Consider the following 14625-nt stretch of genomic DNA (forward strand, 5'->3'; position numbering starts at 1 on the left):
GTTCAGAGCGGCTCGATCAGCTCGACGACGCGGCCGTCGGGGTCCTCCACGAAGGCGACGCGCGCGCCGGCCTCCGGGTGGTCGGTCGGCGCCTCCACGACGCCGTGGTGGTCGAGGTCCGCGAACGCCGCGTCAACGTCGTCGACGCCGACGGCGACGTGGTCGTAGCGGTCGCCGTCCGCGCTCGGCTCCTCGCCCGGCGTGTCCGACAGCTGGAGCTCGACGCCGCTCTCGTCCGCGACGTACACGCTGCGAGTGTCGCCGTCGGCGACCGTGAACTCCCACGAGCGCTCGAAGCCGAGCTCGTCGACGTACCAGTCGGCGGTCCGGTCCGCGTCCGCCACGTTCAGACAGGTGTGGAGAAGCTCCATGCGTCGCCCTCGCGGCCCGCCGGCATACATTCCCGAGCGGCGACCGGACGACGGGTCCGGTCGAGTCGGCAGCGATCCGGACGCCGACGGGGACGCCCGAGCAATCATGTCGCTCGCGCCCGTCACGTCCGTATGGATCGAAACGAGGTGCGCCGCGCGTGGGACGCGGTCGCCGAGACGTACGCCGCTCGGCGCGACCCGGACGGCTCAGACGCGGCGCTGATCGACGACCTGCTCGACGCGCTGGCGAGCGACCCGCGGGACGCGACCGACGGCGACGACCCGCTCGTCCTCGACGTGGGCTGTGGCGACGGCGCTCGCACCCTCGCGAACCTCCCGCCCGGCAGCGTCGGCCTCGACGTCTCCCGCCGCGGGCTGGAGCTCGCGGCCCAGACCGTTCCCGCCGCGCGGCTCGTCCACGGCGAGATGTCCGCGCTCCCGTTCGCGGCCGACCGCTTCGACGCGATCACGGCCTACCACGCGGTGTTTCACGTCGCGCGCGAGCGCCACCCGGCGGTGTACGACGAGTTCGCGCGCGTCCTCCGCCCGGGCGGCCGGCTCCTCGCGACGCTGCCGAGCGGCAGCTTCGAGACGGTGCGGCGCGGCTGGATGGGCGGGGAGATGTTCTTCTCCGCGCCCGGGCGCGAGCGCACGCTCGACCAGCTTCGGGCGGCCGGGTTCGCTGACGTCGAGACGCGGACCGCAACCGACCCGCTGGGGAGCAGCACCGAGTTCGTCTTCGCGACGCTGGCGGGCGAGCCGGCGCCGGACGGCGGCGCCGAGTCAGGGGCGACCGACCCGTGACCGACCCGGACGAGGTCCCACACGACGTGCGCGCGAGCCTCGCCCAGCTGCTCGCGGAGGCCGGCGCGGCCGCCGAGCGCGGCGACGCCGACACCGCGCGCGCCCTGCTCGACACGGCCGAGACGGTGGCGACGAACAAGCTCCCGGCCGGCGAGCGGCGCGACCGGATCCGGTGGGGGTGTGCGGCCGCGCTCGACGCCCTGCCGAACGGCGATCTCGCGGCCGCGTACGCGTCGGCGACCGCCGACGCGGTCGGCGAGTGACGGTCTCGACCTGCCAGCCCGCGGGAGCGGGAGAGTTTTCCGCCCGACGGACAGACGGGGGCATATGGAGACGCGAGACGCGCGCTTCCTCCTCCTGAGCACGCTGCTCGCGGTGACGCTGTTGAACTCGCTCGACGCGCCGACCGCGGCGTGGTTCCGGACGGCGTCGTTCGCGCTGGCGTCCGGCGTGCTGCTCTACGTCGGCTACGCGGTCGCGCGGCCAGTCCTCGCGCGGCTCCCGGCCCGGTAGCGACCGACGTCGGGCCCCTCACTTTAGTCGCCCGAGCGCCTCCTCTCCGGTATGCGCGTCGCCTCCCTCCTCCCCTCGGCCACGGAGACGCTGTTCGCTCTCGGCGTCGAACCGGTCGGCGTCTCGCACAGCTGCGACCACCCGCCCGCCGCCCGCGACCTGCCGACCCTGACGAGCACGGTCGTCGACCACGCGGACCGCTCGGCAGCCGACATCGACGAACAGATGCGCGAGGTCGACGGCGCCGTGTACGACCTCGACGAGGACCGCCTCGCGGCGCTCGATCTCGACCTCCTGGTCACGCAGGCGACCTGCGACGTCTGCGCCGTCGACGCGAGCGACCTCCGGGCGGCCGCCGCGCGCCTCGACCCCGAACCCGAGGTGCTCACCTGCGACCCCCACTCGTTCGAGGACGCGCTCGACGACGTGGAACGGATCGGCGCCGCGGTCGACGCGGAAGCGGCCGCGAGCGCCCTCCGGGCCGACCTCCGCGAGCGCGTTGAGGCGGTCCGCGAGCGCGCCGAGTGCGCGGTCGCCGACGAGGGGCGCCCCCGCGTCGCCGTCCTCGACTGGACCGACCCGCCGATCCGCGCGGGCCACTGGGTGCGCGACATGGTCGAAATCGCGGGCGGCGACCCCGCCTTCCAGCCCGACGGCCCCTCCGAGCCGGTCGCGTGGGCGGCCGTGCGCGAGTTCGACCCGGACGCGCTCGTCGTCGCGCCCTGCGGCTTCGACCGCGACCGCGCCGAGCGTGCGGTCGGCGACCTCGCGGCTCGGCCGGGATTCGACGAGCTCCGGGCAGTCGCGGACGGTCGGGTCTACGCCGTCGACGGCAACGCCCTGTTCAACCGGCCGAGCCACCGGCTCGTCGACTCGCTGGAAACGCTGTTCGCGTGTCTCCACCCCGAGCACGCGGCGACGGCGCCCGAAGCGCTGGACGCCGTCGCCAGCGTCGACGCGGAGAAACTCGTCATCGAACAAGCGGTTACCAGCGAGGAGCCGGCCGAGGGGTACCGCCGGCGCGCCCAACGAACCCGCGAACTCGCCGACGAACTAGCGGGCGTCTCGGCGGAGGCGAACGACCACCTCGACGAGAGCCCGGACCGTGGATCGCGCTAGCCGTACTGGGTGAGCGGGAGGCCTCCCATGCCGAGCGCACCGACCTGCGTGAACCCACGGGTGGGGCGCACGCAAGAGACGTGTCCAGTTCTCAGTATCGCTTCTCGACGGCAGCAGTCGTTGTGATTTCGACAGCGCCACTCGAATTGACCGGGTGGTCACGTCTCGGCCAACTCACGGAGCCCCGACAGCGTTCCCGCCTCACGCAGGTCGGCGACGGTACAGTACCACGCGCCGCGCACGCCGTTCAGGTCGTTCTCGACTGGGCTATCGAGCGGCACGAGGTCGTCGAACGCGAAGACGACCACGACGCGCTCCTCGGAGAAGGGATCGATGAGCGCCGCCCAGTCGTCCTCGTCCATCGGTCCGGGGTCGCCGCGCGCCTGTTCGGTGCGGTCGACGACGCGGGCGTAGTGGGTGACTGCCGACACCGGCGCGGTGCGGTAGAAGGCCATGAACTCGAAGTCGGCGCGGGTGCGGTCGTACGAGCGCGGCGCCGGGTAGAAGCCGGCGCGGCAGCGCTCGAACGTCTCCGACTGGGTCGCGACGACGCAGACGCGGGCGTCGCCGGGCGCGTCGTCGTCCGGGGCGTCCGCGGCGAAGCGGTCGAGGTCCATGCGTACGGTGGGTTCCGAGAGGGGATATATCCCTGCTCGGCCCCTATTCGACTCAATGGCACGGAGCGCGACGAGCGCGCGCGGTGGTCCCCGAGAGCGCGACGCGACGCAGGGCGGCGGCGACGAGGCGAACGCGGACGGAGCGAGCGCGGGGCCGCCGGCCCTCGCGGTCGAGGGGCTCACGAAGCGGTTCGGCGAGGGCGACGACGCGGTCGTCGCCGTCGACGACGTGAGCCTCTCCGTCGAGCGCGGGTCGGTGGTCGGCCTGCTCGGCCCGAACGGCGCCGGCAAGACCACGCTGATCAAGTGCGCCCTCGGCATCGTCATCCCCGACGCGGGCTCTGTCCGGGTGTTCGGCACCGACGTGCGCGACGGCCGCCGGGCGGCCTACGCCGACGTGGACGCGATGCTGGAGGGCGCGCGCAACGACTACTGGCGACTCACGGTTCGCGAGAACCTCCGCTACTTCGCGACGATCAGCGGCGTCGACCCGGACTCCGTGGCGGCGCGCCACGAACGCCTGCTCGACCGCCTCGACCTCGCCGACAAGGCAGACACGCCGGTCCGCGACCTCTCGCGGGGCATGAAACAGAAGGTGTCGCTCGCGAGCGTGCTGGCCGGCGGCGCCGAGTTAGTCTTCCTCGACGAGCCGACGCTCGGGCTCGACATCGAGAGCGCGCGGACGCTCCGGGCGGAGCTGCGCCGGCTCGCGGCCGAGGAGGGGCTCACCATCGTCGTCAGCAGCCACGACATGACGACGATCGAGGCGGTGTGCGACCGCGTCGTCATGCTGTCGAACGGCCGGATCGTCGCCGACGACACCGTTGAGGCACTGTTGGGCGCCGCCGCGAGCGACGCGGTGCGCGTGGCGAGCCCGGACCTCACGCCGGAGACCGTCGCCGGGCTCCGCGAGCGGTTCGAGGTCGTCGGCGTCGACCGCGAGGCCACTCCGCCCGCGGTGACGGTCGCGGCGGGCGGCGACCGGCTGTACGACCTGACCGACGCGCTGCGGGCGGCCGGCGTCACCGTCTCGGACATCCGGACGGTCCAGCCGGACCTCGAAGAGGTGTTCTTAGAACGCACGGGGTCGGGGCTCGGGGGTGCGTCCCAGTGAGCGGGGACGCGCCGCCCGCGGACGCGTCGGCGGCGACGGCGTCCGGGGCCGACGACGACCCTCGACCGGCCACCTACTACCACCTCGCGAGGGCGGTCCTCTACCGGGAGTTCCTGATCTTCGTGCGGTATCCGGCCAACGCGATCGGGGGGATCGTGGTGTCGCTGTTCTTCTTCGCCGCGCTGTTCCTCGGCGGCCAGCTGCTCGCGGGGCAGGCGCTCGCGGACTCGATCGAGGGGATCGTCGTCGGCTACTTCCTGTGGACGCTGTCGGTGGGCGCGTACTCGTCGGTGTCGAACGACATCGGCAGCGAGGTGCAGTGGGGCACCCTCGAACGCCACATCACCACGCCGTTCGGCTTCGCGCCCGTGGCGCTGCTGAAGGGGGTCGCGAAGGTGATACGGACGTTCCTCACGAGCGCCGTGATCCTCGCGGTGATGCTTCTCGCGACCGGGACGCGGCTCAGCCTCGCGCCCGTGACGGTGGTCGTCGTCGCGGGGCTGTCGATCGTCTCGGTGCTCGGCCTCGGCTTCGCCGCGGGCGGGGTGACGGTCCTCTACAAGCGGATCGGGAACTGGCTCAACCTGCTCCAGTTCGGCTTCGTCGCGCTGATCTCCGCGCCCGTCTTCGACCTCCCGTGGACGCGGGTGCTCCCCTTGGCGCACGGCAGCGCCATGCTCCAGCGCGTGATGGTCGACGGCGTGCGGCTGTGGGAGTTCCCGCTCGCGGACCTCGCGCTCCTCGCCGCGGTCGCGGTCGGCTACCTGGTCGGCGGCTACCTCGTCTTCCAGTACGCGACGGGGCGCGCGCGGCGGCTCGGCGTGCTCGGCGACTACTGACGCTCACTTCCGCCCTGTGAGGCGGTATTTTCATAAACGAGTGTGACTGCGTCGGACGCACGACGGGTCTCACTCTCCGACGGACGCAGCGGAGACGCTCGCGACTGCGAGAGGCGCCACCCTGAACCGCCTCCTCGAACGACAAGACGGTTGATGTTCGAGCACGCACCACTCGTACGTCCTACCCGTGCTCGCCTCTCCGGACTCACCGCCCTGCGATCACTCCCGGCTTGCGGGACGCCGATCACTCGACTGGTTCCGGGAGGAACGGCGCCGGATCGTCGTGGACGAACCGCACGGTGTCGTCGTTCAACCGACGGCAGAAGAGACGCACGGTCCCCGCCTCTCTGATCGATTCGATCGTCTCCGCTGTCTGGCTCGGATCGTAGTACGCGGGGACAAAGACGGCCGTTTCGCTCTCGGGCGCGACTTCGATGACCAAGAGGTAGACCAGTTCGTCTCCCCCCGCCCGGAACACATCGACATGTCGAAACTGTCGATCGTCGACGAGCGACTCTAACTCCTCGAACTCCGGGCCAGGGAGGACGACGTCAAGGCCGGTTCGACGGTCCGAGTTGATGAGGACCGAATCGCCGGGATGGAGTTCAAGCGTCGTCCACCCGCGCTCTCGGTACTCCGTCGCGGTCGCTTCCATATCCTCGATGACGGCGGACCACCCGTCCCCCGCCTGTACGTTCGTGGGTGCGTCGTCGCCTGTAGGCTCGCTCATACCAGCAGACGCTCGGGTAGTCGTATAAATGGTTTCACTGTCCCCAAGATATATTTCCGTAAGGCGCGCTACCGCCGACAGTGACTGATCTGCTCTCGCTTTCGGCACTCCGAACTCAGTTCAGAACCGAACGGGGCGCCGTCAAGGCCGTCGACGGCATCGACCTCTCAATAGAACACGGCGAGACTGTCGGTCTCGTGGGCGAGTCCGGCTCGGGCAAGAGCGTCACCGCCCTCTCGGCGATGGACCTCGTCGACGATCCCGGCGAGATAGCCGGCGGCCGGATCACCCTCGCGGACGCGTCGCTTGCCACCTCCCTCCTTGACGAGTTCGACGACGCGTACGTCCCGTACCCGTCCGGACTGATCGATGCGGTGGCGGCCGTGAGCAGTGATCTCCGCGCCGGACGGCGCGTCTCCGACACGGCGGCGGAGCTTCGGGGGATGGCCGACGACCTCGCGGACGAAGCGGACCCCGCCGACCTCGCGAGCGATCTTGAGGCCGCTGCCGGTCGCCTCGCGGACGACACCGACCCGACGGTCGTCGGAGAGGACCTCGAGGCGGCGCTCGCAGCCGCCGTTGACGGCTTCGTCTTCCTCGACGCGGATGCACGCGAGCAGATCCGCGGCGGTGCGAAGCCGACCGATGTCGATATCCATGAGGGGATCGTCGATGTGACGGCAGCTCCCGAGGCGGCCGTCCGTCGCGTTCGCGGGGGCGAGATGGGAATGATATTCCAGGACCCGATGACCTCGCTCAACCCGGCGGTCACCGTGGGCGAACAGATCGCCGAGTCACTGCGCCTCCATCGGTACGGCGGTCAGAAGACGGACTCGTGGACCAACGGAATCCGAGAGATACTCCCGAAGATCGGAGGTCGAGACAGCGACGACGAGGTGATGGACGAGGTCGTCAGAATGCTTCAGGCGGTCGGCATTCCGGAAGCGAAACAGCGCGTCGACGACTACCCGCACGAGTTTTCCGGTGGGATGCGCCAGCGCGTGCTCGTCGCTATCGCGCTCGCCTGCCGGCCGAACCTCCTCATCGCTGACGAGCCGACCACCGCGCTCGACGTGACGATCCAGGCGCAGATCCTCGACTTGATCGACGACCTACAGGCGGAGTTCGGGATGTCCGTCCTGATGATCACCCACGACCTTGGCGTCGTGGCCGAGACCTGTGACCGCGTGGCCGTGATGTACGCCGGCGAGATTGTTGAGGAAGGCCCCGTTGAGGAAATCTTCGCGAACCCTGCCCACCCCTACACGTACACTCTGCTGGAGTCGATCCCCACCGAGGAAAAGGAGCGGCTGACGCCGATCGAGGGGAACGTCCCCGATCTGATCGACATGCCCGACGGGTGTCACTTCGCACCCCGCTGCCCGTGGGCCGAGCCACAGTGCCGCGAGGGTGAGATCCCGTACCTCCAGCACGGCCCGGATGAGGTCGATCACCGGTCGAAGTGCGTCCACGAAACGTTCGACAAGACCGCGTACGGGAGCGACGGCGTCGAGGCCGGCGCGAGGTCCGCCATCGGCGATCCGATCGTTGAGGTCCGCGGAATGAAAAAGTACTACCAGCAGGAGGACGGCGCGCTCGACCGGGTGTTCGGCGGCGGCGACCCAAGCGTGAAGGCCGTCGACGGGATCGACCTCGACGTCCGCGAGCGGGAGACGCTGGGGCTCGTCGGCGAGTCCGGCTGTGGGAAGTCCACGGCTGGGCGGGCGATCCTCCACTTGGACCCGCCGACCGACGGGACGGTGGTGTTCGCTGGAGAGGACCTCGGGTCGCTCTCGAAATCGGACCTCCGCAAGCGTCGGAAGGACATGCAGATGGTGTTCCAAGACCCGATGTCGAGTCTCGACCCGCGGATGACCGCCGGCCAGACGATAATGGAGCCGCTGAAGATCCACGATCTCGCCGAGGGGCGTCGACGCGAGCGCGTCTTCGAACTGATGGACGCGGTCGGGCTGGAGCGTGGGCAGTTCGGCCGCTATCCCCACGAGCTCTCTGGCGGCCAGCGCCAGCGGGTCGGCATCGCCCGGGCGCTGGCGGTAGACCCCGACTTTATCGTCGCCGACGAGCCGGTGTCCGCGCTCGACGTCTCCGTCCAGGCGCAGATCATCAACCTCTTAGAGGACTTACAAGAAGAGTTCGGTCTCACCTTCCTGTTTATCGCGCACGACCTGAGCGTTGTCCGACACATCTCCGATCGGGTGGCCGTGATGTACCTCGGCGAGATTGTCGAAGTCGCCGAGACGGACGAGCTGTTCGAGACGCCGAAACACCCCTACACCAAGGCCCTCCTGTCCGCGATTCCGGAACCGGACCCCCTCGCCGACACCGACGACAGAACGATCCTCAAGGGTGACGTTCCGTCCCCAATCGACCCGCCCTCGGGATGTCGGTTCCGGACCCGGTGCCCGTCGGTCATCCCCCCGGACGACCTCAATATCGACCAAGGGCGCTACCGGGAGGTAATGTTCTACCGACAGCGCTTGGAGTCCGGCGATATTGACCTCGACGCTATCGAGTCCGAGGTCCGGATCGAGGACGAGTCGGCACCGACCGCCGTCGCGGACGGCGGCGAGCATCCGAAGCTCTTCGAGTACTTCTTCGACGGGCCGCTCTCGGGAGAGGCTCGGTCGGCCGTGGCCGAGTCCTTCGAACTCCTCAAGGAGGACCGGTGGGACGAGGCCGAGGCGACGCTCCGCGAGACGTTCGAGAGCGTCTGCGAGCGGGAGGACCCTCAGATCGACGAGAGCGGCCATCCCGCGGCGTGTCACCTCTACGATGAGCGCCCCGACGGCGCGTAGCCGCCCGACCGTTCCGCCGAGGCCCCGTCTCGGGGGGTCGTCCTGTCGCTCCACCAGAATTATTTAGCTAGCCGATATACTGCTCGCCGTATGTCGTCAGATACCACAGACACTTCACGACGCGGTTTCCTACAACGAGCGGGTGGCGCGACGGTCGCGACCGCGTCCGTCGTCTCCCTTGCCGGCTGCGGCAGTGACGGCGGCGACGGCAGCGACGGCAGCGACGGTAGTAACGGCAGTGACGGTAGTGATGGCAGCGACGGCGGCGACGGCGGCGACGACACGACCAGCCTCCGCTACGGCCGCGGCGCCCACTCCAGCACCCTCGACCCGCAGAATACGACCAGCGGTGAGGTCGCGAAGGTCACCAACCAGGCGTACGAGGGGTTGATCGCCTTCCAGCCGGGCGAGGCGTCGCTCACCGAATCGCTCGCCACCGACTGGTCGCTTGACGGCGATTCGGTGACCCTCACGCTGCGAGAGGGTGTGAGCTTCCACGACGGGTCGGAGTTCACCGCTGACGACTTCATCGCCACGTATCGGCGGTTTGTCGACGACGACTACGAGTACCACTTCGAGGACGCCTCCGTTTACGGTCCGTTTACCCTCGGCAACTGGATCGACAGCATCGAGGCGCCAAGCGACTACGAGCTTTCGATCACTCTCACCCAGACGTACGCGCCGTTCCTCCGCAACCTCGCGATGTTCGCGGCGGTCGTCATCTCGCAGGACGCCATCGAGGGCGACGCGGACCTCGGGGAGGAGATGGTCGGGACCGGCCCGTTCCAGTTGGAGACCCTCGATGACGCCAACAACCGGATCCGGCTCACCGCCTTCGACGACTACTGGGGCGAGAGTCCGAACGTCGACGAGGTGCTGTTCCTCACCCGCGGCCAGAACTCCACGCGCGCCCAGGCACTCGTCGAGGAGGAATTAGACATCATCGACGGACTCGACCCCGACAGCATGCAGATCATCGACGGGTCCGACACCGCCGAGAGCCGGACGGCGACCGGGATCAACATCGGGTACATGGCGTTCAACCTCTCGCGCGTTGAGGCGTTCCGCGACCGTCGGGTCCGCCGCGCGATCAGCTATGCCATCGACACGCAGGCGATCGTCGAGAACATCTACTCGGGGATCGCCACGCAGGCCGACCAGCCCATCCCGCCTGCGCTGTTCGGCCACAACGACGACATCAGTCCTTACGAGTACGACCCCGATCAGGCCCAGAGCCTCCTCGACGAGGCAGGCTACGGCGACGGGTTCTCGTTCTCGCTGACCACGTTCCAGAACCCCCGCGGGTACAACCCGGCACCGCTCCCGACCGCCCAGACGATCCGGTCGAACCTCTCGGAGGTCGGCATTGAGGTCTCGATCGACGACCGGCAGTTCTCCGACTACCTCACATACACCAGTCAGGGGAACCACGACGCGACGCTCGCCGGCTGGTACACCGACAACGCCGACCCCGACAACTTCTGTTACGTCCTCCTACATCCGCAGACCGATGTGCCGGAGGAGCAGGATTGGGTCTCGTGGGACACGGAAGGGTTCAATACCTCGAACAACGCCGCGTGGGCTAACAGCGAGTACATGAGCGTCGTCGAAGAGGCTCAACGGACCACGAACCAAGAAGACCGCGCGGAGCTGTACCGGGAGGCCGCCCAGATCGCCCACGACGAGGCACCGTGGGTGTTCATCGACTACGCCGACGAGGTCCGCGGCGTCTCCAACCGCGTGAGCAACTACACCGTCGCCGCGATCGGCGGCCCGTACCTCGAAGCGGTCGAGCTCGAGTAGTCGACACCGAGCACAGATTTTTTGACCGTCCCGCGCGCCCGTTTCCCTGAATGGTCTCCAAACGTTTCGTATTGAAACGGCTGCTTATGCTGTTTCCCGTGCTGTTCGGGGTCGCGACGGTGGTGTTCGCTATTCTCCACCTCTCGCCCGGCGATCCCGCCGTGGTCATCGCCGGCGAACGAGCGAGCCAGGAGTTCGTCAACCAGGTCCGCGCCGACTTGGGGCTCGACGACCCGCTCTGGCAGCAGTACGTTCGCTTCCTCGGCGAGGTCGCGACGTTCGACTTCGGTCAGTCGTATCAGGTGAACCGCGGCGTAGCGGTGAGCCAGATCCTTACCGATCGGCTCCCGATCACGATCGAACTCGCGCTGCTTGGCCAGTTCGCCGGTCTCTTGTTCGGACTTCCGCTGGGGATCCTCAGCGCGGTCAAGCAGGACACGTGGACCGACCACCTCACTCGCATCGGTGCCTTGAGCGGAATCAGCGTCCCAATCTACTGGAGCGGTCCGCTACTCATTCTGCTCTTCGCGCAGTTCCTCGGACTCCTCCCGACCAGCGGTCGGATCGGCTCCGAGTACTTCGTTGAGCCGGTCACAGGGCTCATCCTCGTTGACACGCTGCTAGCGGGGAACATCGCGGCGTTCCAGTCCGCGGCCGTTCATCTGCTCTTGCCCGTGGTGGTGCTCGGCATCTATCAGATGGCGTTGCTCTCGCGGATGATGCGCTCATCGATGGTGGAAGTGCTCCGCCAAGATTACATGCGGACCGCTCGGGCGAAGGGGCAGGGATCGAAGATCACCGTAATGAAACACGGGCTTCGAAACGCCTTCATCCCCGTCATCACCGTGATCGGTATCCAGTTCGGATCGCTGCTCGGGGGTGCGGTGCTCACCGAAACCGTCTTCGAGATCAACGGTATCGGAACGCTCCTCGTCGACGCGATCAACCGTAGCGACTACCCCGTCGTCCAAGGAACAGTCCTCGTTTTTGCTGTGTTGTACACGCTGGTCAACCTGGGCGTTGACCTCACGTACTCGGTCCTCGATCCCCGTATCGAACAATGAGCACGGAGACACAGACAGAAACCGTCGACCGAAGCATCGCCGAGCGGCTGCGCGCGAGTCCGTTTCTCTCGCAGCTCCTCTCGAACCGACTCGCGATCACCGGGATCGTAATCATCGTGGCCGTCGTCTTGATCGCGGTCTACGCGCGTTTCACCTACAATCTTAGCGAACTCATGGCGACTCAGTTCGGGACGAATCCCGCTGAGTCCCCGCCCAGCTCGGAGTACCTCTTTGGAACGGACGGGCAGGCTCGCGACATCTTCCCGCGCGTGATGTACGGGGCTTGGTACGCGGTCCTCTACGGTACTGTCACCGTCATCGCTTCGACGTTCCTCGGAGTGAGTCTCGGAATCGTTGCGGCGTACTACGGCGATCTGACCGACAACGTCATCATGCGGACGATGGACGTCCTGTTGTCGTTCCCGTCGCTACTGTTGGCACTCGCGCTCGTCACCATCTTCCCGGAAGAGTTGGGGCTGTGGCGAGCTGTCGGGGCGCTGACGCTGGTCTACACCCCTCGGTTCGCCCGCGTCGTCCGCGGAGCCGCACTAAAGGTACTCGAAGACGAGTACACAGATGCTACGAAAGCGCTCGGCGCGACGGACCCGCGGCTGCTCGTTCGCCACGTCCTCCCGAACTGCCTTGCGCCGATAACGGTCCAGTCGACGCTCAACTACGGGCTTGCGATCATCGATATCGCCGCGCTGTCGTTCCTCGGATTCGGCGCCAGCCCGGGGGAGCCGACGTGGGGGATGATGCTCTCGAACGGCGTCGAGTTTGGGTTGTTCTCCGGGGCGTGGTGGTGGTCCTTCTTCCCTGGTCTGCTGCTCGCGCTGACGGTGCTCGGGTTCAACCTCCTCGGTGACGGAATGCGCGACGCGCTCGACCCTCGGATGCGAGAGACCGTTGACTGACCGCGACGGACGGCCGTCTGGACTAACGGTCGCACGGTGGGTCGGCATCGGCAGCCTCCTCGGGGTCGTCGTCGCGGGCGCGCTCTTCCCGTTCGCCGGGGCGCGGCGAGCGACCGACACCTCGTTCGCGCTCGGTGTGCTTCTGTTCGGCTTCGGCGTCGCGACGTGGGGCGGCGCGGTCGGGTTCGGCGACTCAATGTCAGCGGTTCAGAGCCATCTCGGCGGCGAGTCCGGATGGAGCCGTGAGGGCGCCCGACAGGCATTCGCCGTATTGACTTGGGTCGGCGCCGGCTGGGCGGGGACCGCAGTCGCGGCGTCGATACTGTTCGTCGGTCTGTGAACGCGACCTACTCCGACATCCCGTCTCGACGGGACTGATCCGCTGTCGGGAGAGGCCACGAGTACCCTCAGATCACAGCGATTCGATCGGATGTATACATACTGAATGTGCCCCGACCGGTTAGCCCGACTTCCGTCCCGCCGCTTCTCGCGAACCGTCACCGGCTTTCGTCCGGCTCTCCGGCCAGCGCCTCGTCACGGAGCTCGCGGCAGCGCTCGCCCGCGACCTCCAGCTCCGGGACGGGCGTCGGGTTGCCGTCGGCGTCGACGGCGACGAACACGAAGTACGACTCCGTGGTGAGCTCGCGCTCGCCCATGCGCGGGGACTCGCGATACGCGCGGATCCGCGTCCGGAGGCTCGTGCGTCCGACCGCGTACACGTACGACTCGATGACGCAGGTGTCGCCCTGCGGGACGGGCCGCTTGAAGTCCAGTCCGTCGATGTTGGCCGTGACGCAGGTTTCGCCCGCGGCGCGCATTGCGGACATCGCGCCGATCTCGTCCATCCACTTGACGACGTTGCCCCCGTGCGCCGAGGCGTAGTTGTTCGTGTGAGTGGGCTGGACGCGCTGGCGGTTCTCGATGTACGTGTCGCTGACGCTTGGCATACCGTCCTGTGGCGCGGCCCGGTGAAAAGCCCGGCCCCGGCCCCGACCGCCGGCGGCCCGCGCCCGCCGTCCGGAGCGATTCCGACGCTACTTCCGCAGTTCCCAGACCTGGATACCGTCTCCGTCCGCAAGCGGTTCGCCGTCGAATCCCCCTTGGACCGACCACTGATCGAACGGCGACTGACGCGCCAGCAACTCGACCTGTTGGGGCGGAAGATGCGAGAGGGCGAACTCGTCGCAGGCGACGACTTCCCCGTCGGCGTCGAGGAGCTCCTGCTCCGTGCGATAGGTCTGGGACACCTGATCGGCGATGTCGGCTCGGGAACGGCCTCTCAGCGTCGTCCCCTCGTATTCGACCTCGCGAACCGCCTGCCACTCGCCGAACGACTCGGCGATGACGTCGTACCGGGGGACGTACACGTCGAACAGGAGTCGGCCGCCGGCCTCGAGCACGTCGTGAAACGCCTCGAGGGCAGCGAGCTGGTCGTCGACCCGTTGGAGGTTGCACATCGAGTTGTAGGGAACCAGCGCCAAGGCGTACGACCGATCCGCGTCGACAGCCCGCAGATCGGCTTCCCACACTGTCGGCGTCAGACCCTCGCTGGCGGCCTTCTCCCGGAGGATATCCAGCATTGCCGGCGAGATGTCGAATCCGTCGGCGTCGACGCCGTTGCGAAGGAGTTCGAGGTAGAGCCGTCCGGTTCCGCAGGCCCCCTCCAGTACCGGCCCGGCAGCGCTCGCGGCCGCATCGAGATAGAACGACTCGTCGCCGATGTCCCCGTGGTCGTGCGTCGCCTCGTAGAACGCGGCTAACTCCTCGGAAAATCGGTTCCCTTCGGCCATACCGACGAACAACAGCATGAGACGGAAAAATCCCACTGAAACTGTGGGTTATTTTGTTGACACGAACCCCGGCGCACAGCCGTCCGCGCTCCTCGGCTCCTGCCGGGCGTTCCGGAGGCCCCCGACGCCGA

General features: G+C 68.1%; 16 protein-coding genes. 11 read left to right on the forward strand and 5 right to left on the reverse strand.

The window, feature by feature from the left end; genetic code table 11:
* Nucleotides 1-2 precede the first annotated feature (2 nt).
* Nucleotides 3-371 carry a VOC family protein gene (locus AMR74_RS13025; RefSeq protein WP_053772493.1) on the reverse strand — a complete coding sequence of 123 codons (369 nt, stop codon included), beginning with the start codon at nt 369-371 and terminating at the stop codon, nt 3-5.
* A 132-nt stretch (nt 372-503) separates the two neighbouring features.
* On the opposite strand from AMR74_RS13025, the gene AMR74_RS13030 reads away from it, so the two are divergent.
* The 4 genes from AMR74_RS13030 to AMR74_RS13045 all read left to right on the forward strand — a co-directional run bounded on the left by AMR74_RS13030 (nt 504) and on the right by AMR74_RS13045 (nt 2807).
* Nucleotides 504-1175, forward strand: a complete 672-nt coding sequence (locus AMR74_RS13030) for a class I SAM-dependent methyltransferase (protein ID WP_053772494.1) — start codon at nt 504-506, stop codon at nt 1173-1175.
* Complete coding sequence (locus tag AMR74_RS13035; protein ID WP_053772495.1) at nt 1172-1438, forward strand: hypothetical protein; 267 nt, start codon at nt 1172-1174, stop codon at nt 1436-1438. The genes AMR74_RS13030 and AMR74_RS13035 overlap by 4 nt, the downstream gene beginning before the upstream one ends.
* A 64-nt stretch (nt 1439-1502) precedes the next feature.
* Nucleotides 1503-1688: a hypothetical protein gene (locus AMR74_RS13040; protein WP_053772496.1), complete on the forward strand. Its 186-nt coding sequence runs from the start codon at nt 1503-1505 to the stop codon at nt 1686-1688.
* 51 nt (nt 1689-1739) lie between these two features.
* Nucleotides 1740-2807: an ABC transporter substrate-binding protein gene (locus AMR74_RS13045; protein ID WP_082356879.1), complete on the forward strand. Its 1068-nt coding sequence runs from the start codon at nt 1740-1742 to the stop codon at nt 2805-2807.
* 158 nt (nt 2808-2965) lie between these two features.
* Here the strand turns inward: AMR74_RS13045 and AMR74_RS13050 are convergent, their stop codons facing one another.
* On the reverse strand, nt 2966-3424 hold the full coding sequence (locus AMR74_RS13050; RefSeq protein WP_053772497.1) for a hypothetical protein: 459 nt from the start codon (nt 3422-3424) through the stop codon (nt 2966-2968).
* A gap of 55 nt (nt 3425-3479) precedes the next feature.
* Here AMR74_RS13050 and AMR74_RS13055 point away from each other — a divergent pair, with 55 nt between their 5' ends.
* Both AMR74_RS13055 and AMR74_RS13060 read left to right on the forward strand, forming a co-directional pair.
* On the forward strand, nt 3480-4538 hold the full coding sequence (locus AMR74_RS13055; protein ID WP_053772498.1) for an ABC transporter ATP-binding protein: 1059 nt from the start codon (nt 3480-3482) through the stop codon (nt 4536-4538).
* Entirely contained in the window at nt 4535-5377 is an 843-nt protein-coding gene (locus AMR74_RS13060; RefSeq protein WP_053772499.1) for an ABC transporter permease, read from the forward strand. Before AMR74_RS13055 ends, AMR74_RS13060 begins: the two co-directional genes overlap by 4 nt.
* A 244-nt stretch (nt 5378-5621) precedes the next feature.
* On the opposite strand, the gene AMR74_RS13065 is transcribed toward AMR74_RS13060, so the two are convergent.
* The gene (locus AMR74_RS13065; RefSeq protein WP_053772500.1) at nt 5622-6107 is read right to left on the reverse strand and encodes a DUF7529 family protein; all 486 of its coding nucleotides are present in this window, start codon (nt 6105-6107) and stop codon (nt 5622-5624) included.
* An 80-nt stretch (nt 6108-6187) separates the two neighbouring features.
* Between AMR74_RS13065 and AMR74_RS13070 the strand changes: the two genes are divergently transcribed.
* The 5 genes from AMR74_RS13070 to AMR74_RS13090 all read left to right on the forward strand — a co-directional run bounded on the left by AMR74_RS13070 (nt 6188) and on the right by AMR74_RS13090 (nt 13044).
* Nucleotides 6188-8923 carry a dipeptide ABC transporter ATP-binding protein gene (locus tag AMR74_RS13070; RefSeq protein ID WP_053772501.1) on the forward strand — a complete coding sequence of 912 codons (2736 nt, stop codon included), beginning with the start codon at nt 6188-6190 and terminating at the stop codon, nt 8921-8923.
* 90 nt (nt 8924-9013) lie between these two features.
* On the forward strand, nt 9014-10726 hold the full coding sequence (locus AMR74_RS13075) for an ABC transporter substrate-binding protein (protein WP_053772502.1): 1713 nt from the start codon (nt 9014-9016) through the stop codon (nt 10724-10726).
* Nucleotides 10727-10776: 50 nt separating this feature from the next.
* Nucleotides 10777-11790, forward strand: coding sequence for an ABC transporter permease (locus AMR74_RS13080; RefSeq protein WP_053772503.1), 1014 nt, complete (start codon nt 10777-10779; stop codon nt 11788-11790).
* A complete protein-coding gene (locus AMR74_RS13085) occupies nt 11787-12704 on the forward strand; it encodes an ABC transporter permease (RefSeq protein ID WP_053772504.1) in 918 nt (305 codons plus the stop codon). Before AMR74_RS13080 ends, AMR74_RS13085 begins: the two co-directional genes overlap by 4 nt.
* Entirely contained in the window at nt 12697-13044 is a 348-nt protein-coding gene (locus tag AMR74_RS13090) for a DUF7268 family protein (protein WP_053772505.1), read from the forward strand. The genes AMR74_RS13085 and AMR74_RS13090 overlap by 8 nt, the downstream gene beginning before the upstream one ends.
* 157 nt (nt 13045-13201) lie before the next feature.
* Here AMR74_RS13090 and AMR74_RS13095 read toward each other — a convergent pair whose 3' ends face one another.
* Entirely contained in the window at nt 13202-13651 is a 450-nt protein-coding gene (locus AMR74_RS13095) for an acyl-CoA thioesterase (RefSeq protein WP_053772506.1), read from the reverse strand.
* A gap of 87 nt (nt 13652-13738) precedes the next feature.
* Nucleotides 13739-14494 carry a class I SAM-dependent methyltransferase gene (locus tag AMR74_RS13100; RefSeq protein WP_053772564.1) on the reverse strand — a complete coding sequence of 252 codons (756 nt, stop codon included), beginning with the start codon at nt 14492-14494 and terminating at the stop codon, nt 13739-13741.
* Nucleotides 14495-14625: the final 131 nt, after the last annotated feature.

Source organism: Halorubrum tropicale (assembly GCF_001280455.1).
In the GTDB taxonomy this organism is placed as follows: Archaea; Halobacteriota; Halobacteria; order Halobacteriales; family Haloferacaceae; genus Halorubrum; species Halorubrum tropicale.

Bases quoted from the DNA above. Each gene is read 5' to 3' on its own strand.
- AMR74_RS13100 (WP_053772564.1), bottom strand. From the start codon at position 14,494: ATGGCCGAAGGGAACCGATTTTCCGAGGAGTTAGCCGCGTTCTACGAG.
- AMR74_RS13045 (WP_082356879.1), top strand. From the start codon at position 1,740: ATGCGCGTCGCCTCCCTCCTCCCCTCGGCCACGGAGACGCTGTTCGCT.
- AMR74_RS13065 (WP_053772500.1), bottom strand. From the start codon at position 6,107: ATGAGCGAGCCTACAGGCGACGACGCACCCACGAACGTACAGGCGGGG.
- AMR74_RS13095 (WP_053772506.1), bottom strand. From the start codon at position 13,651: ATGCCAAGCGTCAGCGACACGTACATCGAGAACCGCCAGCGCGTCCAG.
- AMR74_RS13055 (WP_053772498.1), top strand. From the start codon at position 3,480: ATGGCACGGAGCGCGACGAGCGCGCGCGGTGGTCCCCGAGAGCGCGAC.
- AMR74_RS13085 (WP_053772504.1), top strand. From the start codon at position 11,787: ATGAGCACGGAGACACAGACAGAAACCGTCGACCGAAGCATCGCCGAG.
- AMR74_RS13025 (WP_053772493.1), bottom strand. From the start codon at position 371: ATGGAGCTTCTCCACACCTGTCTGAACGTGGCGGACGCGGACCGGACC.
- AMR74_RS13030 (WP_053772494.1), top strand. From the start codon at position 504: ATGGATCGAAACGAGGTGCGCCGCGCGTGGGACGCGGTCGCCGAGACG.
- AMR74_RS13050 (WP_053772497.1), bottom strand. From the start codon at position 3,424: ATGGACCTCGACCGCTTCGCCGCGGACGCCCCGGACGACGACGCGCCC.
- AMR74_RS13040 (WP_053772496.1), top strand. From the start codon at position 1,503: ATGGAGACGCGAGACGCGCGCTTCCTCCTCCTGAGCACGCTGCTCGCG.
- AMR74_RS13080 (WP_053772503.1), top strand. From the start codon at position 10,777: ATGGTCTCCAAACGTTTCGTATTGAAACGGCTGCTTATGCTGTTTCCC.
- AMR74_RS13075 (WP_053772502.1), top strand. From the start codon at position 9,014: ATGTCGTCAGATACCACAGACACTTCACGACGCGGTTTCCTACAACGA.